21 protein-coding genes, 2 pseudogenes and 1 CRISPR repeat array are annotated in these 23927 nt (G+C 42.0%); of the genes and pseudogenes, 13 read left to right on the top strand and 10 right to left on the bottom strand.

Annotated features, from left to right (window positions below):
- The first annotated feature begins 236 nt into the window (after window positions 1-236).
- Window positions 237-2816 (top strand): GAF domain-containing protein, encoded by a 2580-nt coding sequence (locus tag HUN01_RS12320; protein WP_181931510.1) that lies wholly within the window; start codon window positions 237-239, stop codon window positions 2814-2816.
- 88 nt (window positions 2817-2904) lie between these two features.
- Here the strand turns inward: HUN01_RS12320 and purN are convergent, their stop codons facing one another.
- A complete protein-coding gene (gene purN, locus HUN01_RS12315; protein ID WP_181931509.1) occupies window positions 2905-3567 on the bottom strand; it encodes a phosphoribosylglycinamide formyltransferase in 663 nt (220 codons plus the stop codon).
- Window positions 3568-3892: 325 nt separating this feature from the next.
- On the opposite strand from purN, the pseudogene HUN01_RS35330 reads away from it, so the two are divergent.
- From HUN01_RS35330 to HUN01_RS12295, 4 genes and pseudogenes are all read left to right on the top strand, one after another.
- Window positions 3893-4564, top strand: a pseudogene (locus HUN01_RS35330) (caspase family protein); the annotation flags it as partial.
- A gap of 1518 nt (window positions 4565-6082) precedes the next feature.
- Window positions 6083-6886 (top strand): annotated as a pseudogene (locus HUN01_RS35325) (formylglycine-generating enzyme family protein); the annotation flags it as partial.
- Between the two features lie 129 nt (window positions 6887-7015).
- On the top strand, window positions 7016-7354 hold the full coding sequence (locus HUN01_RS12300; protein ID WP_238846224.1) for a PIN domain-containing protein: 339 nt from the start codon (window positions 7016-7018) through the stop codon (window positions 7352-7354).
- Between the two features lie 94 nt (window positions 7355-7448).
- Window positions 7449-7658 carry a hypothetical protein gene (locus tag HUN01_RS12295; protein ID WP_181931508.1) on the top strand — a complete coding sequence of 70 codons (210 nt, stop codon included), beginning with the start codon at window positions 7449-7451 and terminating at the stop codon, window positions 7656-7658.
- Between the two features lie 256 nt (window positions 7659-7914).
- Here HUN01_RS12295 and HUN01_RS12290 read toward each other — a convergent pair whose 3' ends face one another.
- The gene (locus HUN01_RS12290; protein WP_181931507.1) at window positions 7915-8190 is read right to left on the bottom strand and encodes a BrnA antitoxin family protein; all 276 of its coding nucleotides are present in this window, start codon (window positions 8188-8190) and stop codon (window positions 7915-7917) included.
- Between the two features lie 41 nt (window positions 8191-8231).
- A complete protein-coding gene (locus HUN01_RS12285; RefSeq protein ID WP_238846222.1) occupies window positions 8232-8429 on the bottom strand; it encodes a BrnT family toxin in 198 nt (65 codons plus the stop codon).
- 136 nt (window positions 8430-8565) lie between these two features.
- Here HUN01_RS12285 and HUN01_RS12280 point away from each other — a divergent pair, with 136 nt between their 5' ends.
- The 5 genes from HUN01_RS12280 (at window position 8566) to HUN01_RS12260 (ending at window position 10919) form a co-directional block, all read left to right on the top strand.
- Window positions 8566-8790 (top strand): ribbon-helix-helix domain-containing protein, encoded by a 225-nt coding sequence (locus HUN01_RS12280; protein ID WP_181931506.1) that lies wholly within the window; start codon window positions 8566-8568, stop codon window positions 8788-8790.
- Window positions 8777-9115 (top strand): type II toxin-antitoxin system PemK/MazF family toxin, encoded by a 339-nt coding sequence (locus HUN01_RS12275; RefSeq protein ID WP_181931505.1) that lies wholly within the window; start codon window positions 8777-8779, stop codon window positions 9113-9115. The genes HUN01_RS12280 and HUN01_RS12275 overlap by 14 nt, the downstream gene beginning before the upstream one ends.
- Before the next feature lie 51 nt (window positions 9116-9166).
- Window positions 9167-9403, top strand: coding sequence for a hypothetical protein (locus tag HUN01_RS12270; protein WP_181931504.1), 237 nt, complete (start codon window positions 9167-9169; stop codon window positions 9401-9403).
- 4 nt (window positions 9404-9407) lie between these two features.
- Entirely contained in the window at window positions 9408-9893 is a 486-nt protein-coding gene (locus HUN01_RS12265; RefSeq protein ID WP_181931503.1) for a PIN domain-containing protein, read from the top strand.
- Between the two features lie 144 nt (window positions 9894-10037).
- Window positions 10038-10919: a carbohydrate ABC transporter permease gene (locus HUN01_RS12260; RefSeq protein WP_069074093.1), complete on the top strand. Its 882-nt coding sequence runs from the start codon at window positions 10038-10040 to the stop codon at window positions 10917-10919.
- 56 nt (window positions 10920-10975) lie between these two features.
- On the opposite strand, the gene HUN01_RS12255 is transcribed toward HUN01_RS12260, so the two are convergent.
- Window positions 10976-11542, bottom strand: coding sequence for a thermonuclease family protein (locus HUN01_RS12255; protein WP_181931502.1), 567 nt, complete (start codon window positions 11540-11542; stop codon window positions 10976-10978).
- A gap of 195 nt (window positions 11543-11737) precedes the next feature.
- Here HUN01_RS12255 and HUN01_RS12250 point away from each other — a divergent pair, with 195 nt between their 5' ends.
- Window positions 11738-12460 carry a DUF1345 domain-containing protein gene (locus tag HUN01_RS12250; RefSeq protein ID WP_238846220.1) on the top strand — a complete coding sequence of 241 codons (723 nt, stop codon included), beginning with the start codon at window positions 11738-11740 and terminating at the stop codon, window positions 12458-12460.
- A gap of 162 nt (window positions 12461-12622) precedes the next feature.
- Here the strand turns inward: HUN01_RS12250 and HUN01_RS12245 are convergent, their stop codons facing one another.
- From HUN01_RS12245 to HUN01_RS12230, 5 genes are all read right to left on the bottom strand, one after another.
- Complete coding sequence (locus HUN01_RS12245; protein WP_181931501.1) at window positions 12623-12790, bottom strand: hypothetical protein; 168 nt, start codon at window positions 12788-12790, stop codon at window positions 12623-12625.
- 141 nt (window positions 12791-12931) lie between these two features.
- The gene (locus HUN01_RS12240) at window positions 12932-14971 is read right to left on the bottom strand and encodes a bifunctional metallophosphatase/5'-nucleotidase (protein ID WP_181931500.1); all 2040 of its coding nucleotides are present in this window, start codon (window positions 14969-14971) and stop codon (window positions 12932-12934) included.
- Between the two features lie 165 nt (window positions 14972-15136).
- Entirely contained in the window at window positions 15137-15610 is a 474-nt protein-coding gene (locus tag HUN01_RS35320) for an HNH endonuclease signature motif containing protein (protein WP_238846218.1), read from the bottom strand.
- Window positions 15567-16823, bottom strand: coding sequence for a group II intron reverse transcriptase/maturase (gene ltrA / locus HUN01_RS12235; RefSeq protein WP_238846216.1), 1257 nt, complete (start codon window positions 16821-16823; stop codon window positions 15567-15569). Before ltrA ends, HUN01_RS35320 begins: the two co-directional genes overlap by 44 nt.
- Before the next feature lie 607 nt (window positions 16824-17430).
- Window positions 17431-17820: direct repeats of the CRISPR family, unit length 35 nt; unit sequence GTTTCCATCCCCGTGAGGGGAAGTTGATGAAAAAG.
- Window positions 17821-18214: 394 nt separating this feature from the next.
- Window positions 18215-19561, bottom strand: coding sequence for a DUF58 domain-containing protein (locus HUN01_RS12230; RefSeq protein ID WP_181931499.1), 1347 nt, complete (start codon window positions 19559-19561; stop codon window positions 18215-18217).
- A gap of 334 nt (window positions 19562-19895) precedes the next feature.
- Here HUN01_RS12230 and HUN01_RS12225 point away from each other — a divergent pair, with 334 nt between their 5' ends.
- Window positions 19896-20441, top strand: coding sequence for a hypothetical protein (locus HUN01_RS12225; protein ID WP_181931498.1), 546 nt, complete (start codon window positions 19896-19898; stop codon window positions 20439-20441).
- 138 nt (window positions 20442-20579) lie between these two features.
- On the opposite strand, the gene thrS is transcribed toward HUN01_RS12225, so the two are convergent.
- Window positions 20580-22469: a threonine--tRNA ligase gene (gene thrS / locus HUN01_RS12220; RefSeq protein ID WP_181932665.1), complete on the bottom strand. Its 1890-nt coding sequence runs from the start codon at window positions 22467-22469 to the stop codon at window positions 20580-20582.
- Window positions 22470-23317: 848 nt separating this feature from the next.
- Here thrS and HUN01_RS12215 point away from each other — a divergent pair.
- Window positions 23318-23635 carry a DUF2605 domain-containing protein gene (locus HUN01_RS12215; protein ID WP_181931497.1) on the top strand — a complete coding sequence of 106 codons (318 nt, stop codon included), beginning with the start codon at window positions 23318-23320 and terminating at the stop codon, window positions 23633-23635.
- The last annotated feature ends 292 nt before the right edge of the window (window positions 23636-23927 follow it).

The following is a 23927-nucleotide window of genomic DNA, read 5'->3' as shown; positions in this document are numbered from 1 at the left end:
ACCTGATGAGAGAATAAGACACTATAACAAAGCGATCGCTATTTGATTGTTACCAAGCCCATTAATCAGACCTGATTTTTTGAGGTCAAAGAGAAAAAAGCCTTATTGGGCACAAAGTAAAAGGTTAGTGCTTTAAAATACTCTTGACAGCCAGCCTTTATTAAATAAGTTTTGTGTAGAATTTGTTGGTGAGGTTATTTACCTGATTTTCAATTGCAGCAACCCAGGTTTCATTTATGAGTCAGTCTTTTTCTCAAAACCAAGCAAGACGAAATCGTAAACAAAGACTGTGGCAGCAAAAATGGAGTTTAAAGACTAAAGCGATTGTTTGGGCACTAAGTATCAGTGTCCTTCCTGTGGTTGCAATTGGAACAGCTACTTACTACTATGGTATTAATTTAATTACCAAACAAATTCCGCAAGTAAGACTTGAGAGTGCAAAAAGTTCAACAGAAACAGAACTTGCTCTACAGAGACAATTATTACTCCTGTTAACTGGTACAGGAGTAACAGCAATTTTGGCAGGTGCGATCGCTGTTTTTGTGACTAATCGAGTTATGAGTCGAGTCAGCAAGGCAGCTGCAATTTCTAATACCATCAAAACAAAGCTACGTCCAAATAGTGAGTTTACTGAAGTTTTCATCGCTAACCAAGATGAATTAGTGATGTTAGAAAGAAACATCACCTTATTCACAGACCTGCTTTCGGTTTTGGTACAAGAGAAAGAAGCCGAAGCTGATTACTCCCAGCTATTGATAAAAATTACCCGCTGGATTCGAGAATCATTTAATGAAGAAGATGTTCTCAAAACTACCTCAGAAGAAATTCGCAGAGCTTTAAGCATTGATCGCGTAACCATCTTTTGTTTCAACTCCAACTGTAATGGAACCTTTATCAGCGAATCAGTAGCACCTGGTTTACCGAAAATCTTAGGGGTTACAGTCTCAGATCCTGGGTTCGAGGCAGGGTATGTAGGAAAATACCAGAGTGGTAGCATCCATGCTATTGATGACATCCATAAAGCCGATCTCAGTGATAGTGATATTGACTTGCTGGAACAATTTGCGGTTAAATCTCATTTAGTAGCACCCATTCTCAAAGGCAAACAGCTATTTGGTTTATTGATTGCACATCAGTGTTCTAGACTTCGCTTTTGGCAGCAGTCTGAAATTGATTTGTTCGCTCAGATAGCCATGCAAGTAGGATTTGCCCTTGACTACACCAAGCTTCTAGAACAGGTAGATACCAAAGCAGATAAAGCTCAGTTATTCATAGAAATTACCCGCAGCATTCGCCAATCCCTCAACGAAGAGGATGTCCTCAAAACCACTGTGGAAGAGGTTCGTAAAGTACTGAGTACTGATCGAGTGCTGGTTTATAGCCTTAACACTGATTGGTCTGGAATCATCATTGCCGAATCAGTGGTTCCAGGTTATCCCAAAGTTTTGCGGTCTGAAATCCAAGACATCTGTTTCGGTCAAGGTTATGTAGAAAAATATCAGTCTGGTCGCGTTGTAGCCACAAACAATATTTATGAGTCCGGTTTGGCTGATTGTCACATTAACCTGCTCGAATCCTTTGCTGTCAAAGCAAATTTGGTTGCCCCCATTCTCAAAGATGAACAGCTATTTGGCTTGTTAATTGCACATCAGTGTTCTAGACCCCGTGATTGGCAACAGCCTGAGATTGATTTATTTGCCCAGCTAGCAATGCAAGTAGGATTTGCTCTTGACCACGCCAGGTTGTTGCAACGAATCGAGGCTGAAGGTGTGCAAAGCCGGTTGTTGGTGGATACTATCGGCAGCATTCGCCAATCGCTCAATGAAGAGGATGTCCTCAAAATTACCGTAGACGAGGTTCGTAAGGTACTGAGTACTGACCGAGTGATGGTTTATAGCTTTAATGCTAATTGGTCTGGAACTGTGATTGCCGAATCAGTTGTTCTCACCTACCCAAAAGTTTTACGAGCTGAAATCCAAGACCCATGTTTTGGTCAAGGTTATGTAGAAGAGTATCAGTCTGGTCGGGTTCTCGCAATCAACAACATTTATGAAGCCGGTTTAGCTGATTGTCACATTAGCTTACTCGAATCCTTTGCTGTCAAAGCAAATTTAGTAGCCCCCATTCTTAAAGATGAGCAGCTATTTGGCTTGTTAATTGCACATCAATGCTCCAGACCTCGTGATTGGCAACAATCTGAGATTGATTTATTTGGCCAAATAGCCATGCAAGTGGGATTTGCTCTGGATCATGCCAGACTCCTGCAAAGAAGCGAAGCCGAAAGGATGCGAAGTCAGTTGCTAGTGGATATTATCCGCAAGATTCGCCAATCGCTTAACGAAGAGGATATCATCAAAACCACTGTGGAAGAGGTTCGCAAAGCACTGAGTACTGACAGAGTGCTGGTTTATAGTTTTTACGCTAATTGGTTCGGAATTATAATTGCCGAATCAGTGGTTTCAGGCTATCCCAAAGTTTTGCGATCTAAAATCCACGATCCCTGTTTTACTCAAGGGTATGTAGAAAAGTACCAGTCTGGTCGCGTGGTCGCAATCAACAACATTTATGAGTCTGATTTGGCTGATTGTCACATTAGCTTACTCGAATCCTTTGCTGTCAAAGCAAATTTAGTCGCACCCATTATCAAAGATGAGCAGCTATTTGGCTTGTTAATTGCACATCAGTGTTCTGAACCCCGTGATTGGCAACAGCCTGAGATTGATTTATTTGCCCAGATAGCGATGCAAGTAGGATTTACTCTCGATCATGCTAGGCTCCTACAAGCGTATCAAGCTGCTGAAGCTAATGGTGAATAGCTATTGCAACCCGCAGATCCCCGACAACTTTTACGGAGTTGGGGATCTTTCTATCACGAATGAGCAAGGAACAATAGACTATATATTTTCACGTTAAACTTAGTGTCATTTTTGACGAAGAAGCTGCCAGAGCGATCGCTAATGGTAAAATTCGATGTTCCTGAACTTGAATCCTAGCGTGGAGTGTTTCTGCTGTATCATCCGGCAAAACTGGTACTGCGGCTTGCATCAAGATTGGGCCACTATCCATTTCTAGACAAGCTATGTGCGCTGTACAACCAGTGATTTTTACCCCAGATGCCAAGGCTTGTTCTACAGCATGGATTCCCTTGAAACTAGGTAACAAACTAGGATGGATATTAATAATTTTGTCAGGAAAGGCATCCATGAAAACTGACGTTAATAATCGCATCCAACCTGCCAAAATCACCCATTCCACATTGTAGTGAAGTAATGTCTGCACAATTTGATCATCAAATTCTTCTCGGCTTTGATAGTTGCGGTGATTTAATAAAACAGCTTCTACACCTCTATTAGCTGCTCTTACGGCTGCTTTCGCCGAGGGGTTATTGTAAATTAAAACTTGAATTTGGGCATTTAGCTGTCCATCTTGGATAGCTTGAGCAACTACATCAAAATTGCTGCCATTCCCAGAAGCCATAATTCCCAGTTTTAAAGGGGCGACTTGTTGGCATACATCGCTAATGCTGGGAGAAACCAAGCTAAGGGCAGAATCAGGGCGGAGGGTCATAACAGCTAAGAAGGAAAATTATAGATGCCAAAAAAATATACTAAATCGTGGTTGGATAATGATACAGTAGCAGCCTGGATTTTTATGACATAAATAGGTAGAATTTGATCCTTTGAATTAGCGATGTCTAGGACTGGCTACGCCTACGCTTGATGAAGTTAGAGAGACGCGATAAATCGCCGTCTCTACAGGGAATTTACCCGTAAATTAGTTCTTGACAGACTACTATTCCGGTTGATAGAGATGATATTCTAAAGCTTGGTATAAAGGAAACAACACAGAGATTAAAGCCGCAGAGGATTTGATCGCAGCACAGGTGAGTTAAATGGCGAAGGTAGCATTGCTGATTGGGGTCAGTGAGTATGAACCAGGGCTGAACCCTTTGCCCAGTGCAGTTAGAGATGTGGATGCAGTGTACGAAGTACTGCTGCATCCAGAGATGGGCGGATTTGCTGTGTCAGATATTACCCGGCTAAAAAATCCTGAGCGACAAGTTGTAGAAATTGCGATCGAAACGCTATTCTCTGGACGACACAAAGATGATTTGCTGTTGCTGTATTTTTCGGGACACGGCATCAAAGACGATCGCGGCAGGCTGTATCTGGCGACTAGCAACACTAGTAAAAAATTGATTCGCTCAACGTCGGTGTCTGCCAATTTTATTCACGTTCACATGAGCGAAAGCCGCTCCCAGCGGCAGGTGGTGATCCTAGATAGCTGCTTTAGTGGCGCGTTTGCCGAAGGGATGTCCGCCAAAGATGACGGTATGATTGACATCCGGGAGCAGTTGGGCGGTGAAGGACGAGCAGTATTGACTTCTTCTACTTCGACTCAATATTCCTTTGAGCAAGAGGGGCAAGATTTATCGATTTACACTCGTTTTTTGATTGAAGGTATCAAGTCAGGAGAAGCCGATCGCGATCGCGATGAGTTTATTTCCATCGATGAACTCCATGAATACGCCAGTCAGAAGGTGCGAGAACTTCAACCTGCGATGAAGCCGGAAATCTATGCAATTCGAGAAGGCTTTAAGATTCAACTGTCAAAGGTGGCTCCGGGTGATCCTAGACAGCGATATCGTAAAGAGGTAGCGCGATTTATTCATCGAGGCGAAATTTCTCTTGTTGGTCGTCGGACATTAGATTATCAGAGGACTCGCTTGGGATTGGAGACAACTGAGGCGAAGGCGATCGAAGATGAGGTGTTGGAACCGTACCGCAACGAGTTCCGCGAAAAACTCCAGCAGTATCAGCAGGTGTTCACTGAACTACTGGAGCGAGATGAGAGAATTACCGATAGCGATCGCCACGATCTGCAAAATCTCCAACAAATTTTGGGGCTGCGGAATGAGGACACGATGCCGATTGAGGCACTAGTGACTGCACGATTTAAGACGCATCAGCAAAACCTGCAAACATATCAGCAGACGTTTACAACGGCACTGCGACAGGAGTTTCCCCTGAGTACGGCAAGCCGCGATCGCTTACGGCAAACCCAGCAGCAATTAGAACTTGCGGATAGAGATATTGCGGCAATTGAATCTCAGATTACGGCTGAGGTAGAGGCATATCACCAAAAACTCCAAGACTACCAACGGCTGTTTTTTACTGCCACGCAGCGGGAATATCCTCTCAGCGAGGCAACCCGGACTAATTTACGTCAACAGCAGCAGCACTTGGGATTGACAGATGTAGATGTTGCACCAATTGAAGCGCAAATCACAACACAGATTGAAAGCTATCATCAAAAACTTCAGCAGTACGAACAGGCATTTGTGAAGGCGACGCAGCGCCAGCATTATCCTGATGATGTGATGCAAAAGCAGTTGCAGGAAACCTGGCAGACGTTGGGGTTGAGTGATAGAGATGTGGGTGTGATCGAGAGGCGGATTAATGCGGAGATTGAAACGTATCAAGCAAATTTGCGGCAATATGAGCAGGAGTTTACAGAAGGTGTTCAGCAAGAATATCCGCTCAGTGCTTTCAAACGCTCTCAACTAACGCAACGTCATCAAGCGTTGAATCTGACTGCTGAGGATGTGACTGCAATTGAAAATCCAATTATTGCGGCTATAGAGGAACATCAGCAAAAGCTTCAGCAGTATGAAGAGGTGTTTAGAGAGTCAATTCAGTTTGAATATCCTCTTAGTGATGCTACTCGTGAAGAACTTAAGCGCTTCCAACAAATTTTAGAACTAAATGATGTGGAAATAGCTGAACTTGAAGCAATTATTATTCAATCATCTTCAGAAGCAGAAGACCAAAAAGAGCAAGAGAGAATCAGACAGCAACAAGAATCTGTACGATTGAAGCACCAAGAGGTAGAGAAACAACGGCAACAAGACGACGCAGAAAAACAACAAAAATTACAGCAGTATATTCAGCAGCCAAGCCGTACTCAATTAACTCCAGCGACTCAAGAGCGAATAACTCGACAAAAGTTTTTGAAGTGGGCTGGCTTGGGAGGTGTAGGTTTGGTGACAGCAGTAGTAGTCCGTGAAATTTTTAAGGGTGATGAAACGGTAACGGTAGATAAAAAGGGACAGATAATTAAACGAGATCCTACCAAGCAAGCTAAGTTCTTTAAGGAGGACTTAGGCAATGGCATAACTTTAGATATGGTTCAGATTGTTGCTGGTTCATTTAAGATGGGTTCGCCACCCAGTGAAAATGGTCGAACCAAAGCTGAAGACCCACAGCACACTGTGAATGTGCCTGCTTTTTTTATAGGCAATTTTCAAGTGACTCAGGAACAGTACCAGCAAATAATGGGCAGCAATCCCTCCTCCTTCAAGGGGGCAAAACGTCCTGTAGAGAAAGTATCCTGGAATGATGCAGTGGAATTTTGCGAAAAGCTGAGTCAAAAGACTGGGCGTAAATATCGTCTACCTAGTGAAGCAGAGTGGGAATACGCTTGTCGTGCAGGAACAACGACACCATTTCACTTTGGCGAGACGATTACAACTGAGTTAGCTAACTACAATGGGGATTACACTTATGCTTCTGCACCAAAGGGCAAATTTCGCCAAGAAACAACAGAAGTAGGAAGTTTTCCACCCAATGCCTTTGGATTATACGACATGCACGGGAATGTCTGGGAGTGGTGTCAAGATAGTTGGCATGACAACTATAAAGAAGCGCCTATTGATGGAAGTGCATGGATAGATAATGATAATAAATCTCCATTGCTGCGGGGCGGTTCCTGGCTCTACGATCCTGACTACTGCCGTTCCGCGTGTCGCTACTACGACACGTCGCGCGACTTCCACAACTACGATATTGGTTTTCGTATTGTGTGCGCTGCCGGGAGGATTCTTTAGTAGCCCTTTATACTCTAGCTCTTTAGCCCTCCGTCCTTATTTCCTTTACCCTTTTTGAGTGTAGCGGAACGGAACGATCTAATTTTTTTGAAAAAACAGAGTTGTTGAATTCAGAAGTCAAAAAGTGACATGACCAGAGTTTATTTAGACACAAGTATTTATAACCGCCCTTTTGATGACCAAACACAGCCAAAAATATTTTTAGAAACACAAGCTGTCATCTTAATTTTACAAATTGTCGAAGCAAAATTAATAGAATTAGTTAGTTCTTCAGTTCTAGAATATGAAAATAGTCGCAACCCTTTTCCTGTAAACCAACAGTCAATGGAGCAATACCTACAAATAGCTACATTGAGAGTATTACTAGATGAAAACATTAGAGTGAGAGCAAAACAACTGGAACAACAAGGGATTAAAGCCATTGATGCTCTCCATGTTGCTTGTGCCGAAGCTTCTCAAAGTGATTAATCTCTTATCACTTGTGATAAGAGATTAATCAATCGCTGTCAAAGTTTAACACTCAAAGCAATCAACCCCACTGATTTTATTTTGGAGATGGAAGATGACAATTAAAGTTATTAACGAACAGCAAAATTTACAAGAAGTAATGCAGGTACTCTTTACACATTTAGAGCCATCCAAGGTAATGAAATTTTGGGCAGCTTGTAAATTAGGCGAAGGTGATTATTTACAACTAAAAGAAAAACTATTTTCTCAAGATAACGTTGATAGTTTGTATGAAAAAATCCAAGCCTATCAAAACATAGAATGAAACTATAGTAATCCGATTTGATTCCTGAAATTATCTGCGTAGGTAGGGAACAGGGAACAGAAAAGAAAGGTATAGATGTGTACTGAATCTTGTTCAAAAATCAAATAGGAGTCCTATAGAAGAAGAATTCAGAAGCAAAGCCGGAGATGCTGTACTTACGGTCATAATTAAGCCAAGTGGAGATAATTATGAACCAAGAGCAAACCCCAAGCGATCGCCTCAGAAGTTCAGCTATTCCACAGTATCGATTTACTGACTATCGATGAGCTTCCATATATGCTCGCAGTAAGGTATTGATGTGCGTTTGATAACCCTGTCCTTGCGATTTAAACCACTCTAATACATCACTGTCAATGCGTAACGTCACCTGTGCTTTCTTTTTTGCCGCAGGTAAACCCCGTCTAACTGTAGCCTTGGCAAACAGTTCTGGTGTAATTTCCGGGCAATCTGATAAATCAATGTCTTCATCGCTCATAGCATCAAGCCGTTGCCAATCAGTCTGAGAATTGCTCGAAATAGATTCGTTGCTCATATTTGGTTGCCTTTCTTGCAGAAATAATCCGCGTTAAATCATCACGATCTTGTATGGACAACAGCAACGACTCGCCCTTGCAACAAGCCAAACGTGACGAAACGCTGCTCTGCGTAGCTGTAGCGATCGTCTTCAACCGTCACCGTATCTCCATAAAATACTTCTGGGATATCGATAAAATCGATTCCGTGCTTGCGAAGATTGCTAAGACGTTTTGTTTCATCCCATTCAAACTGCATCACCAAAACACAGCTACGCTTACCTAATTGTAACTACAATTTGTAATTACAGCAACTTAGCCAATCGCACCTGCTGGGCTACGAGATTAAGCTAGAATATTAGTAGGAATTATTTTTGTTACTAATTGGTAGGAAGATGAATGTAGAAAAACTCTCTATTTCCTTGCCACCGTCTTTAGTGGAGTTTGTCGAAAACTACAAGCGCAATAAAGGTTGTAAATCTCGTTCTCAAGTAATTGAAGAAGCATTAGAATTGCTGCGAAACCGAGAATTAGAGGCAGCTTACCGAGAAGCGTCTGCTGAAGTTGATAACGATTGGGATGTGACAATTGCAGATGGTTTAACAGATGAAACGTGGTGATATTTATTACGCAAATCTTAGTCCGGTGATGGGTTCAGAAATGGGTAAACGTCGTCCAATACTAATTGTCAGTAATGATATAAGTAATAGTGCTGCTACCACTGTGACAATTTTACCGCTTACTTCTAATGTGAACCGTGTTTATCCCTTTGAAGTTCTGCTTAATCCAGAGATTAGTGGTCTAACGAAGCCTTCTAAAGTACAGGCGCAGCAAGTGCGAACAATTTCTAAGCAACGAATTACTGGTGAAGTATTAGGTAGTTTAAATGAAGAAATGATGGTACTAATTGATGCGGCGTTAAAATTGCATTTGGGATTGGTTTAAGTTTGCAAAAAAATAGCGATGTTTAAGTAAAGACTCCAACTAGAGGTAATTATGAACCAAAAGCTTACCCAAGCGATCGCCTTAGAAGTTCAGTTATTCCACAGCATCGAACAGAAAGAAAATTTTCTCTTTTTACTTGGTGCTTTACTTGCTAAAGTAATCAGCCTTCAAAAAGCCGCAGAAGTTATGCAACTAGAGCCAGCAGAATTCCTCAAAATTCTAGACCTGATGGGTATTGAATTTTCTTACCTTTCTGAAGAAGATGTTGCTTTAGAAAAAAACTGGTAAATGAATGCAAATTATTCTTAATTCATCACCAGTGATTTTTCTAGCTAAACTGAGCTACCTGAATCAATTTATCGAATATCCTGATGATTTCTATATTCCTCAATCTGTTGCTGAGGAAATTAGTGCTAAATCAGATCCAGCTAGCCAAACCATTCAAACGCTAATCAAAGCTGGTAAACTTCAAGTTCGCACATCCAGCCTTATAACCCTCCTCAACAGCTTAAATCAACGATTGGGTAAAGGAGAATCGGAAGCGATCGCTTTAGGGATTGAGTTGAATGCAGATTATGTTTTGTTAGACGACTCGACAGCTAGAAGAGAAGCTAAAAGACTTGGTTTGAGTATCAAAGGAACGTTAGCCGTTATCAAAAAGATAAACAAAGATGGCAAAATTAGCATTGACAGCCTAGATACTCTTTACCAAAAGATTATTGAAATTGAGTTTAGGGTTAAACGGTCTTTATTTGATCAAATCTTTTCTGAAGATTGAGTCTGACAACTAGCTCATCTATGAACCAAGAGCAAACCCCAAGCGTAGGCGTAGCCCGTCGTAGACATCGCTAATCCTGTAAGAAATCAAGCTCAGGGTAAGATCAGGGCGGAGGGTCATAACAGCTAAGAGGGAAAATTATAGATGCCAAAAAAATATACTAAATCGTGGTTGGATAATGATACAGCTGCCGCCTGGATTTTTCTTACACCAGCACTAATTTTACTGGGTGTTTTTATCATTTGGCCGATCGCCTATTTGTTCTACCTCAGTTTTACCGCTGGTAGTTTCACCTTAAAAGGTACTTATTGGATAGGCTTAAAAAACTATTGGCGCTTGCTACTCAACCCCGACTTCTGGCAAGTTCTGGGTAACACCTTTTATTTTACTGTTGCCACCATCATTCCCACTTTAGTTATCTCCTTGGGATTGGCTGTGCTATTAAACCGCTCCATTCCCTTGCGGGGAATTTTACGGAGTGCCTATTTTCTGCCTTCAATTATTTCACTTGTGGCAGCTGGTTTGGGATTTCGCTGGCTGTTTCAAACATCAGGGCCAGTTAACGGACTTTTAGAGTTTTTTGGCATTCCAGCCATACCCTGGCTAGGAGACACATTTTGGGCAATGCCGGTACTTATTTTAATGAGCATTTGGAAACAACTCGGTTTCAATATGGTGGTTTTTTTAGCCGGATTGCAAGCAATTCCTCCCAGTCGTTATGAAGCAGCAGATTTGGATGGAGCAAATGCTTGGCAACAATTTTGGTATATTACTCTGCCTGGATTGCGCCCTACTTTGATATTTGCAATCATTACTACCGCGATTTTTACATTGCGGAGTTTTGAGCAAGTTTATGTGATGACTGGCGGTGGCCCACTGAATTCAACTAATTTGCTGGTTTACTACATTTACCAAGAGGCTTTTGGTCAATTTGATTTTGGTTATGCCGCCGCCGCCGCGACGGTGTTACTAGCAGGGACGCTGGTACTAGTTTATTTGCAACTGCAAACTTGGGGAGAGGAGTAGGGGACTTTATGGGTAGAGTATTCACTAATTCTGAATTCTGAATTCTGACTCCTGTTTTACTTTTTATATAGGCTGCGATATTCCCAAGGATTCACAAATTTAGCATCACTCCAAACGCCAAGCCGTTGTTCCTTTGCTTTAGCTTCAGCTTGTTGAACTAAGTCTTTGCTAGGACATTTGTTTAAATAGGGGCGATACACTTTTGCCAATCCTTCTTGCAACAATACCTGTTGCACAAAAGTGCCATTTTGTAAACGAACTTCTGCAACTTTGCGTCCATAGCGATCGCTATCGGTGATATTCAGAGTCACGCGATCGCCTCCTTGTTGCACTAGTTGTTGAACCCGTTCTTGGGCTTTCACACCCCAAGTAAATTGATTGCGATCGCTAATACGTTTACTCTGCTTTTCTTTGTTGGTATGAGCTATCTCTGGCGCATCTACACAAGCAAAGCGCACGGTAAAATTTTTACCATTAGTATCTTTCACCACTAAAGTATCACCATCACTGACTCGATCAACTGGTTCTCCAGAAGTACCGATAAAGCGATCGCAGCCTACCAAACCCAAAATTATGATAGTTGCACAAAGCCAAAATCGCACTGATTTAGTTAATTTCTCCATCCAAATTTACCAAATTATCTCTGTGGAATCGGACACTATACACTAACTTAATTACTCGAAATTACTATGGTGATAAATAGTACCACCGGGTAATGTTGCCTTTAATTGTATTGTGTCGTTTAAAATGCAGCTATAAATATAAAAAACAGAGCCTACGCACAGCAGTAGCCTGATTGTCTTGGAAACCTACACTGTATGCTTTACATCAGTGTAGGAGTATCTCACTTAAACTCTGCGATCGCAATATTTGTGAAACTGAATTTATTCAAAAACTTTGACTCTCGACCCCGGCTGATAATTGCTGTTGGACTCGCTGTATTAGTTTCAGTAATCCTTCCGGCTTGGCTGCACTTACCCATTCGCATTCTCTGTGCTTGGAACTCCGGCATTGACTTTTTCTTAGCCGTGACTTGGTGGAAAATGATCAAAGCTAACCCAGAAAAAATTCGCCGTTATGCTGAGAGTGAATATGAAGGACATTTGGCTATATTCATGCTGGTGATTGCTGCGGCTTGTGCTAGTGTTTTAGCCATTGGGTTTTTACTAACTGATAAAAAAGAGTTATCAACTATTCTACTTACCCTACATGTCATACTTTCAATTATGACCATTGTCGGTTCTTGGCTATTAGTGCATACGATGTTTGCAGTACAATATGCACATAGCTATTACAAATATATTAATCGTAATAATAGTAAAGAAATCACCGGAGGTTTAGATTTTCCTCATAACGACTATCCAGACTATTGGGAATTTTTATATTATTCTTTTGTAATTGGCATGACTAGCCAAGTTTCCGATGTGCAGACGACATCACGCGATATGAGGCGCTTGACTCTGTTACATGGCGTATTATCCTTCTTTTTCAATACCACTATTTTAGCTATGAGTATTAATATCATTGCATCGCTGATTTAAATAATAGACAAGAGACGCGATGAATTGCAGACAAGAGACGCGATGAATCGTAGACAAGAGACGCGATGAATCGCCGTCTCTACAAAAGACTGATTATTGTAGAGACGGCGATTTATCGCGTCTTTGTACATTACAGTACAGTGTGTTAGGGGTGTCACTAAATTAACTCGCATCTTCCCAATCACTGAGTAACTCATGCTGTTGTGCTGTTTTCTTACATTTGCGAAATGGTATTTTAGGAGTACCAATATTCATGCTAGGAAAAGACTGTTTTTTCGTCTTGGTGGGTCTATTTTCTTTTGTTGTTGAACTGAACTGTGGGGTTTCCATTGGTAAATAAATTTCTGATTAAAACCTGAGAACCAATGTATAACATCAATTTCCAAACGGCAAATTTCTTGAGAGGGATAAAAAATACATATTCCGCTCGTAAAAGTATATTTTGTCAACTTCAATCATCCACGGCGGCTTTCAAAACACCACATCTTTACGCAATTTGAGATTTTGAATGCGAGTATCTTCGGCGGGTGGCACATCCCTCTGAGTAAATGGAATCTGCTTAAAGTTAGCAGCCAGATATTCTGCTAATGCATCTTGCTCAGAACCATCAGCAGCAAAGGTAGCTAAACCTGTGCGTTTGCTATTATCAGCATCTTTTGATGTCAAATCAACCCGTTCTCTTTTGGGAAAAGGATAGCCATCACCACCACCTGCTAGGAAGTTGAGGGTAACAGTGCGGAAGATCCGATTAGAGTCACCCACTAACTCGGCATTTTTAACTACTACATCAATAATTTTGCCTTTTCTATCTTTGATTGCCAGGGATTTGACACGCTTCCCGGCTGGCAAGTTTGGGTCAAAGCTAAAGGCTAATCCCGCTACTTGGGGAAAACTGCCAGGAGTAGCACCGGGTGCTATGGCCGCTACACTGTGTTCAATCACCGCTAGTAGTTCTGTTGCATTCAGAGTAACTAAAGTCAAACCATTGTTGAACCGTAAAGCATTGATGATATCAAGTTGGGAAATTTCTTTTTCTTTCTTACCTGCTACAGGATTTGCTTGGGGTGGCAGTTTGATAACATCCTGTGAGCGAGTCGAACCTGGGGGAAAGGTATATATACCGATATTGTCACGGATACCACCGCCATTTTTGATGGAAATGACAGTTTTAGGATCATATCGTTTGGCGATCGCTAAATTAGCTTCGGCTGTCAAATTCCCGAAATTGGTTTCTTGGGTGCGAACATCACCCCGCCAGCCGTTCAGGAAAACGTTGGTTTTCCCAAAAATCAGACTATCTTGGGCAATAATCACTTTTTTGAGTGCTTCTGTAATGGCGACAATTTTGGCATCGGGTTTCCCACCTACAGCTGCTACACCTGGGGAATCAGTCGCATAAACACCACTGATTTTGGAGTCAATATTTTTAGGAATAATCACTCCATTGGCATCAAAGTTAACTACTAAACGACCAACATAGCGATAGTTTCCATCGGTATTAACTACGGCTATGGGATTACCATCTGCTGCTTTTTTGAGGATTGGATAAGTTCCAGCAGATTTATCACCCACTCGAAGACGGTCTGTTTTGTCGGCTAGTAAGGTATTGGAACCACCAGCAACAATAATATCTACTCCTTTGAGTAATTCTGCTAACTTTTGCTCAACAGCAATTTGTTGCATGTGTGCCAACAGAATGACTTTATTAATCTCTGGGTTTTTTGTCAGCAGTGTATCAACAGAAGTTTGAATTTCAGCAGCTAAGGCGGCGATGTCTGCGGCATCACGGTCATTAAATTCTTTAGGTAAGACAGTCACACCACCGGGAGAAGAAATAGACCGCAGTGTGGGAGTTGTCGCCCCAACTACACCAATTTTTTCACCATTGACGGTAATGATCGTGCTACGGGCAATTTTATTAGGGATTTTACTTGCCTCTTGACCATCAGCAGTAACTAATTTTGCCAGGTCTTTATCAGTGCTGAAGTCTATATTCGTGCTGAGATAGGGAAATTTTGTACCTGGGTAATCTTCTTGAGGGCGAATTAAATCGGCAACAACACCCGTACCTAAGTCAAATTCGTGATTACCAAAGGCGATCGCACCAAACCCAAGAGCATTTAAAATTAAAATATCTCCTCGTCCTTGTCCACCAAACACTGTGTCACTGGCAAATAAGAAGGGACTGGGAATATAAGCATCTCCAGATGAAAGGATTAAAGTATTGGGATAATCAGGTTTGCCGTCACGATTAGCATCTTGATTTTTGAGTGCATTCAACACCGCCGAAAAGTTTGGCACATCCTTCAGCGCTGGGACACCTGCTTCTTGGTCAGAAGTATGTAAAAGTTGCAGTGTGAACCCTGACTTATGTGCTGTTTTAACTTGCGCCACACCAACAGTAGTTCCTACAAATAAAAAAATGCTAGATGTAATTAGCCAACTCAACTGGCTAGCACTTAAATCTCGGCACATAAACCGATTATTTGGTTTTTTTACTTGTTTTGACATGAGGTTATTTTTGTAACTTAGCAAAATACTTGGTCACCATTGCTAAATGCGATCGCAGCATACTTATAAATTTTAATGGGTAGGGCAGGGATATTTCTATCCCTTTCCCCCCGACAAACCGGACAAGCAAGTTAACCAAGCATCCGGCTTTAGCAAATCCTAGAGCTACCAAAGACTCAGTTCATCATCGAGTTCAGAATTGAGTTTCTGTACAATATAATGTATTTGTTGATGACAGTAATAATGCACTAGTTCCAAATTAGCGTAAGTATCGTTACCACCTTGATGACAAGGAATTATATGGTGCTTTTGTATGGGTTCATCATTGAGTAATGACTCCCCGCATACAGGACATTTAAATCCTTGTTTTTGGGCAAGCTTCTGGTAACTAGGAATTAAACTTTTAGATTTAATATTCTGACGGTTTTCCCAATAAGATTTTAGCTCTGGGTCATCGGTAGAATAAGCACCCTTAACCATTGGATGCCTCCTAATATTGAACCAGCTAAACTTGAGCAGATGTTTTCCCGTGCGCTTATCACCAAACACCCAGTAATCGCTTCTATCAAGATTTAGCCTTCCCCAATAACGACGGTTACACCAAGATTGATTTTTTCTTGGCGTGCATTCTTTTGGCATACCTTCTCTCCCTAACAAACATCCATCTATCTAAAGAACTGAATATTTGTGAGGAAACTACAGTCCGATAATAGTTAGCTATTCCCCGAATAATTGGGTTTAGCTTGCCTATGACAAAATCAACACTACAACTTTTATTATCAAGCCATACTTGTTTGATTTTATCCCGGATATTTTGCAAAGATTCAATGCTTGGTTTGATTAATACTTTCCTACCTGTTTTGGTAGTGGAATCAGGGTATTGTCTGATATGAAAGCCTAAGAAGTTGAATCCATCCAACAGCCGTACTATGTGGGTTTTTGACTCCGATAGAGTTAGACCGCGAGTATTCATAAACTCTTGGAGGGTGTCATGTGCTTTGACAGCATCTTCCCGACTTTTGCAGAACACCACCAAATCATCGGCATAGCGCACAATACCACGGTCGCCAATCGTATGACCGTTTTTATCGTACTTGATACCGAGGGCAGATTCCATACCATGCAAAGCTATATTCGCAAGTAGAGGTGAAATAATTCCACCTTGAGGTACTCCAGCATTGGTATTATGGAAAACACCTTTATCCACATATCCCGCATTCAGCCATTGTTGAATTAATTTTCTGGCTGGAAAATTACCAATGGCATTAATTAGCGGTACATGAGAGATGTTATCAAAGCAACCTTCGATGTCCGCGTCTACCACCCACTTTTTAGTGGAGTTGGCTTTTGACATTGAATGTATCCTTTCAATCGCATCATGGCATGACCTTCCCGGTCTAAAGCCGTAGGAAGTGCGCTCAAAGTGCACTTCCCAATAGGGTTCCAAAGCATTTTTGACGATGGCTTGGAGACATCTATCGACAATACAAGGTATTCCGAGTGGTCTTTGTTTTCCATTAGATTTACGGATATACACCCGCTTAACTGGTAACGGCTTCCAAGGAATAAATTTGGTGAGGATATCCACCAACCACCCTCTAGCTGCCGGGGTTTTTACCAGTAATCTATCTACCCCTGCTGTTTTACTGCCTTGGTTTAGTTGCGTAACTCTTCTAACGGAAAGTACTATATTAGAGTAGCTACGCATAAGTAGCTTTTGAAGGCTGCCAACCTTTTTCAAGTTACCGCCAATGGTTGCCTTGAAAATTCTCTGTCTTAGTCGCCTAACTACTCGGAACGCGTTTCTCCAGTTGACGCTATTCCAGTCAGTAGTTCTTCCGGTTACGTTCACAATTTTTAATTGCACCTAACTTTTCCCGAAGAAGTTCGGTTTCCATTGCATTAGACTTCAAGGGATTCACTCGCCACACGTCAGCACTCTTTCAAGTTGGTCATTTGACCTATCTGCCCAGTTATGATTTCCTGTTGCCTTTCGACATAGCAGCATTCGCTTCTTGTGGCATCTTACACCCACTGGGGGATTAAAGCTGGATTACTCCAATCTCTACTTTTGACATCGACCTAGTTCAAAGACCCCATTGGGGTTACTTCGTATCACACGCGAGAGATGCAACTAGCTTGGGTTCCCTCTATACACCGGGGGTTCAAGGTGTCTACTGATTCTGAGGATTGGGCAGAATCACTTTACCCCTTTTACCGTCTCAGCCGTTTTCGGTAACTCCTCTTCACGATGCCTCAACGAGGATTCACATCTGTTAACCCTGTCTAGTTTTACCCTAGCGCTTCACCTAACTGTGCGGCTTGCTGATGTCGCGCATTTTACCCTCTAGCTCTGAAACATCGCAGTTACCCGCAATGCCCCTTCGGGCGGGTACTGGCTTTTGACACTTGCCACGAGTTTTTCATCAGAACTCACTCTCTACGTGCAACCGATAGTCGCACCCATCCCCGTGAGGGGAAGTTGATGAAAAAGTCAAAAGCAGGCTTTGAAGTTATCTTAGTCCAATGGTTTCCATCCCCGTGAGGGGAAGTTGATGAAAAAGGCTTGGAATGGTTAAAACAGAAAGGTTTTTCAACATTTGTTTCCATCCCCGTGAGGGGAAGTTGATGAAAAAGTGTTGTTTCTTTTCAAAAGACCCAAGAATAAGAAGAAGGTTTCCATCCCCGTGAGGGGAAGTTGATGAAAAAGTTGTGAAGGCACCAACCGGGACAGAAAAGAAGACTGTTTCCATCCCCGTGAGGGGAAGTTGATGAAAAAGTGGTAGTGAATTCTTGAAGGAATGTGACTACGGAGTTTCCATCCCCGTGAGGGGAAGTTGATGAAAAAGGCTACTCTTCTAGAAGTCTTATCACAATTAAGCTCGTGAGGGGTCAATCTGAGGGGGTCGTTTTTCCAGGGGAATAGTTGATAAATTCTTTCAATAAAACTGATTCTGACACACCTCAAAGGCTTACTCAGCAAGCTATCTGAGGGGGTCAACGAAAGAATAAGGGTTTCAGCCGTTGCCTGACCCCCTCAGATGCTTATCAATCAATGACTAATTTATAAGTTTGTCAAATGATTGGGAGTAGTTAGAAACACTAGCTTTAAAGTTAGGTTTATTAATTTTTCATGGTTCAGTAAATTTAGTAATCAGCGTATAGAAATCTACTAAAAAAGTCAAGGTGAAGTATAAAGTATAAAATCACTCACTCCACCTAGTAGCTCATTTTAGTCATAGTCTAAAGTTGATTTCGCGCTTTGAGTTGCAGATATCGCTCAACCAACTGATCGGCAATTTGATTTGCTGGTGCATCTAGTACCAATACACCTTTTTGTTTCAGTTGGGCAAAGGCTACTTGTCGTTGCATTAATAAATCTAATGCCACTGCACGTCCATAAGCACCTGCAACATCATCTGTGAAAGTGTGTGCTAAACGATCAACTTGCGGATCTCGCAGAGTTACGCAAAATGGCAGATAGCGGGGTGCTAGTTTCGAGAGTGCGGCTAGGAGTTCTGTAGAGGCAGTGACATCAACTAAATCGGTAATAACTACTACAAGCGCCCTCCGAGTTTGTCGCTGCAAAACATTTGTCACCGCCCCCAAATAATCAGATTCAAACAACACTGGTTGAATTGGAGTTAGCCGATCAATTAGCTGGTTCAAATGATTTTGACCGCGTTCTGGGGGAATCCACGTATGCATCTGGCGGTCAAATACACCAACACCCACGCGATCGCCTCGATGTAAACCTGCCAAAGCTAAGGATAAAGTTGCATTCAAACCCCAGTCAAAGCGCTGCAAACTCTGCACTTTCGCCGTCATCAACCGTCCGCGATCGAGTAAAATCAGTAACGTTTGTTCCTGTTCTGGTTCTAGAACCCTCACCAGTGGCGTTGCATTACCATAAGCGCCAACCCGACGGGCGGTAGCTTTCCAATCAATAAACCGTAAATCGTCACCAGTACGATAGTTTCGCAGTTCGGCAAACTCTGTACCAATACCAGTTTTGCGAGATTGGCGGATTGATCCCGATGATTGCACTGTCAGACGAATTGTGAGCGATCGCAATCCCACTAAATCAGGATAAACTTTCACTGGTAAACTTTGGGAAATTTGCCAATCATCCCAAGCTAATCCCCAAAGTCCCAACTGTCGGACTTGAATATTTCCCCAAGGAAACTCTCCCCGTTGCGTCGGGTGGATAGTATACGTTAATTCCTTAGTGCTGTTACTAGGAACAATTGCACTCAGTGCAGGTGCAGACACGCCAAAACCTGTTGGATAATAGTCGCGGATTTCAATTTGGGCGTTAGTGTTTTGTGAAGTCACTTTTAGCACCACAGGATTATCCCGCCCAATGGATAATCGTGACGGTAATTCGCGGGCAATTTGCACACGAGAACGCCGCACCCGTAAACCATCTACAATCATCAATCCTAGAACGATGGCATCAAATAGCACAGTGATGACGATGGTTGCTCTGATAGTGGGAAATAAGGATAAGATCGGGGCGTAGGCGTAGCCCGTCGTAGATATCACTATACCCAAAACCAACAATAAATAAACTCGTCTGGAAGGAACCATTTTTTATAGCGAGAAGTTAGGAGTTAGATTTTAGGAGGCAGGAGGCAGAATTAACACACGTTTAAAAATGTGAAACTTAGGTTGTGGAGACTTTGTATCTCGCTGTACTCTACTCTGTTCCCTTCTTCAGTAAATTTCAATGTAACCGAAATAGGAAGACTTGCTAAGAGGTTGTTTGAAAAGTCTAAATTATTACTTGCCTCTGCGACTATAAGTCGCTGCTACACATACAAAACCCGCCTACGCGGGTTATAAGTATGACTTTCTTAATTAAGAATTACGAAATGCATAATAGAACGAAATTATCGATTTAACTGAGGAAAATCTACAATTTATGAATAGCAAAACTAAATTATTGACTTTTATCACAGTAATACTGGCAGTTTCTTCTTTGACTGTCAGCACAGTTGTAGCAAAGGCAAAACTAACCAACCAGTCAAAACTTTTTATCAATGGCATCGGCACAGTAAAAGTTGGCATGACTGTTACCCAAGCAGCAAAGGCTGCTGGTACTAAGCTAGTGGGCGATCCACCAAATAACAATTGCTACTATGTTAAGCCACAAAATGAACCCAAAAATCTTTCGTTCATGGTGACACAAGGTCGCATTTCTAGAGTAGATATCCGGCAAAATACTCAGATTACTACCCTCAAAGGTGCAAAAATTGGCGACACTGAAGCACAAATCAAGTCTCTTTACCCAGGACAAATTGAAGTCACACCTCATAAATACGTCCAAGAGGGACATTACCTAACTTTCATCCCGAAAGATCGCACCGATCGCAACTATCGTGTAGTTTTTGAGACTGATGGTAAGCTTGTCACTCAGTTAAGAGCGGGTAAATTGCCGGAAGTTGAATATGTTGAGGGCTGTTCTTAATTTTTGAGGCTGGGCATTACCCAGCCTACTAGACATCTCCAAAAATGATGTGATATCTTCCAAGCTAGTAGTCTGTCAAATTCATTTTGACGGTTAGAGAGACGCTATAAATCGCCGTCTCTACAAGGAATTTATCCATCAATTATTTATTGACAGACTACTAGCTTCAGACTCTCCGCTTGTGACATCGATCTGAAGGTTATCGAAATTAGCGATCGCTTGTTGTAGTTTATCCACAACTTGATTGACAGAAATACTACCTAAGTCTCCAGAGGCGCGGGTACGGATACTCAAGGTGTTGGTTTCCACTTCCTTAGCTCCCACCACTGCCATTACGGGTATTTTTTCTTTCTCTGCATTGCGAATCTGTTTACCCAAGCGATCGCCACTGGTATCAACTTCTGCACGGATGCCTAACGCTCTCATCTTCGTCACCACATCTTTAGCAAAGTCTAGCTGTGTATCACCCACAGGTAGTAATCTCGCTTGCACTGGCGCTAACCACAAAGGAAAATCGCCCGCATATTCTTCAATTAAGATCCCAATCAACCTTTCCAGTGAGCCAAAAGGCGCACGGTGAATCATCACTGGGCGTTTGCGAACACCATCTTCGGCAACGTACTCTAACTCAAAGCGTTCTGGCAAATTGTAATCTACCTGCACAGTTCCTAATTGCCACTCCCGATCTAGGGCATCACTAAAGATAAAGTCAAGTTTGGGCCCATAAAAAGCCGCTTCTCCAATCCCTTCAAAGTGTTCCATCCCCAAAGTTTCAACTGCACGGCGAATTGCACCTTCGGCTTTGTCCCAAATTTCATCAGAACCGATGTACTTATCACTAGCTGGATCGCGGAAACTGAGTCTAGCTTTAAAGTTCTTCAGTTGCAGACTATTGAACACCGACAAAATCAAATCCACCACATTGAGGAATTCACTATCTAGCTGTTCTGGGGTAACGAACAAGTGAGAATCATCCACTGTAAAACCTCGCACCCGCGTTAAACCGCCCAATTCCCCTGATTGTTCGTAACGGTAAACAGTACCAAATTCTGCCAAGCGCATCGGCAGTTCTCGATAAGAGCGTAACTCACTCTTATATATTTGGATGTGAAAAGGGCAGTTCATCGGCTTCATAACGAAGCCCTGTTCCTGTGCGGCAGCTTCCTCATTATCTGCCATTAAGGGGAACATATCTTCTTTATATTTTTGCCAATGTCCAGAGGTTTTAAATAAATCTACTCTGGCAATATGAGGCGTTACTACAGATAAATAACCCCGTTTTAACTGTTCTTGCTTGAGGAAGTCTTCTAAAGTACTCCGCAACAGAGTGCCTTTGGGTGTCCACAAAGGTAAACCCGGCCCTACCAGATCGGAAAATATAAATAATCCCAGTTCCTTACCAAGTTTCCGGTGATCTCGTCGCAGCGCTTCTTCTTTGCGTCGCTTATACTCAGCGAGTTGTTCAGGGCTTTCCCAAGCTGTGGCGTAGATGCGTTGTAGTTGGGCTTTGGTTTCATCCCCACGCCAATAAGCGCCAGCAACGCTTTCTAGTTCAATTGCTTTCGGGTTTAATTCACTGGTATTTTCCACATGAGGCCCTGCACACAAATCCCACCATTCATTCCCCAGGTGGTAAATCGTGATTGGTTCCTCTTTGATATCTGCCAGAATTTCTAGCTTGTAAGGTTCGTTAATTCCCTGAATCCGGCGTTCGGCTTCTTCTCGGCTGACTTCTTCCCGAATAACCGCCAGTTTGCGATTGATAATCTTTACCATCTCTTTCTTGATGGCTTTGAGATCGTTTTCGCTAAATGGTTCTGGACTGTCGAAGTCATAGTAAAAACCATTTTCAATCCAAGGGCCGATTGTAACTTGTGCCTTGGGAAACAGCTTTTGTACTGCCATTGCCATAACATGGGAAGCAGTGTGGCGAATCTTTTTTAAGTTCTCCGATTCGCTGGTACGCGGTAAATAAATTTTTTCAACTTGTTCTGAGTGTTCTGACTGATTAGATGATTTTAGCGACATTGGCTGCTGAACTGTTGGCGAAGTGATTACAAAAGATTTATCTGAATCTGTAGGCTTATTCAACTATAACGACTTTGATTTTCGCCAGTTCAGCTTATCAAAAAAGAATTCTAAATTCAGAATTAATTGGAGTCCGACTGGCGGATAGGGCAGTGTAAACCCGGATTTCTCATAAAGGGAGACGCTACCGCCATTGGTATCAACTTAAGGTAAAAGCCAGTCTAGAAGAAGCTTTTAAAGATCATATCTGACCTCGTTCCCAGTCTCAGACTGGGAATGCCATCCTAAAGGCTCCGCCTTCCTTACTGGCGGCAGAGCCGCCATGAGTAGCATTTCCAGGCAGAGGCTGGAAACGAGGTTTGAAAGGAGTTTTAAGCTTAAGTTGACACCAATGGGCTACCGCAAACACCGACGGCATAGCAACTCTTAGAGAGAGTCCCGCGAACGTCTGAATTAAGGGGTTTAATACTCCTCGCTAAATAGGCTTTCTCTTAGTGGTGATTTTAAGAGGCGGGTTTGAATTCCCCATTATATTGATTATGACTTCTGGCTCCTGACTTCTTCTTCAATCACAGATAAAGATAAATTTTTGATTTGTTACATGAGTATCAAATTCAGGATTCCCCGCGATCGCTAAATTCTCTGATGAATTGTAGCTCGGTGTCATATATACCTATAGATGCCTACCTAAAGGCACTGTACAATCCCGACATCAAGACTATATAATAAATTCTGTGTTCTTTGTTACATATTTTTTTATCCTCAAGTTATGAGAGAAATCGGAAAAGTGTTAAGAAACGTAAATAACGTTAATATTAGTAAGCAAGTTTAAAATATGCCTCTAATTTATGCCAGACTCAAACTTACCAGGGACTGAGTTGCTAAAAACAGTTTTAGAACCCCTGCTGGAAGATTTTCAGCATTGGTTTACGCGATCGCGCCATTTACTCGAAACTGAGCAACTATCATTTATGAGTCACCAAGAGCAATCTGACTTGCTCTTGCGAGTTAAGCAAGCGCAGGATGAACTAAATACGGCGAAGATGCTGTTTAATGCAACTGATAAACAAGTCGGGATTGATATGGCAACGTTAATGCCTTGGCATGAATTAGTCACAGAATGCTGGAATGTCGCAATGCGCTTTCGTCAAGGGCGTGAAGTCTAAGCAAGTGGGAGCATCTGCTAAATTTTGACAGACAACTTAGTAATGTCTAACCAAAAGCAGAGGAAGCGTCTATGCAAGATAGTAAATCAGTCATCAAAGAGATAGTAAAAAAATCTTAACAATTTCTTAACATTATTTGGATTAACAAAATAATGTATCCTATGCTACCGTAAGTGGAATAACGGTTGACAAATAGCTCCATATAAATGTAAGCGCACGAAGAGTGTGTCAAATACTCGTCTTAACTGTGAGTCACAGTATCGGCGAACAAAGCGTTACAAAATAAACTTTT

Origin of the sequence: Nostoc edaphicum CCNP1411 (genome assembly GCF_014023275.1) — a bacterium.
GTDB lineage: Bacteria > Cyanobacteriota > Cyanobacteriia > Cyanobacteriales > Nostocaceae > Nostoc > Nostoc edaphicum_A.
This window is presented reverse-complemented; position numbering and strand designations above follow the sequence as displayed.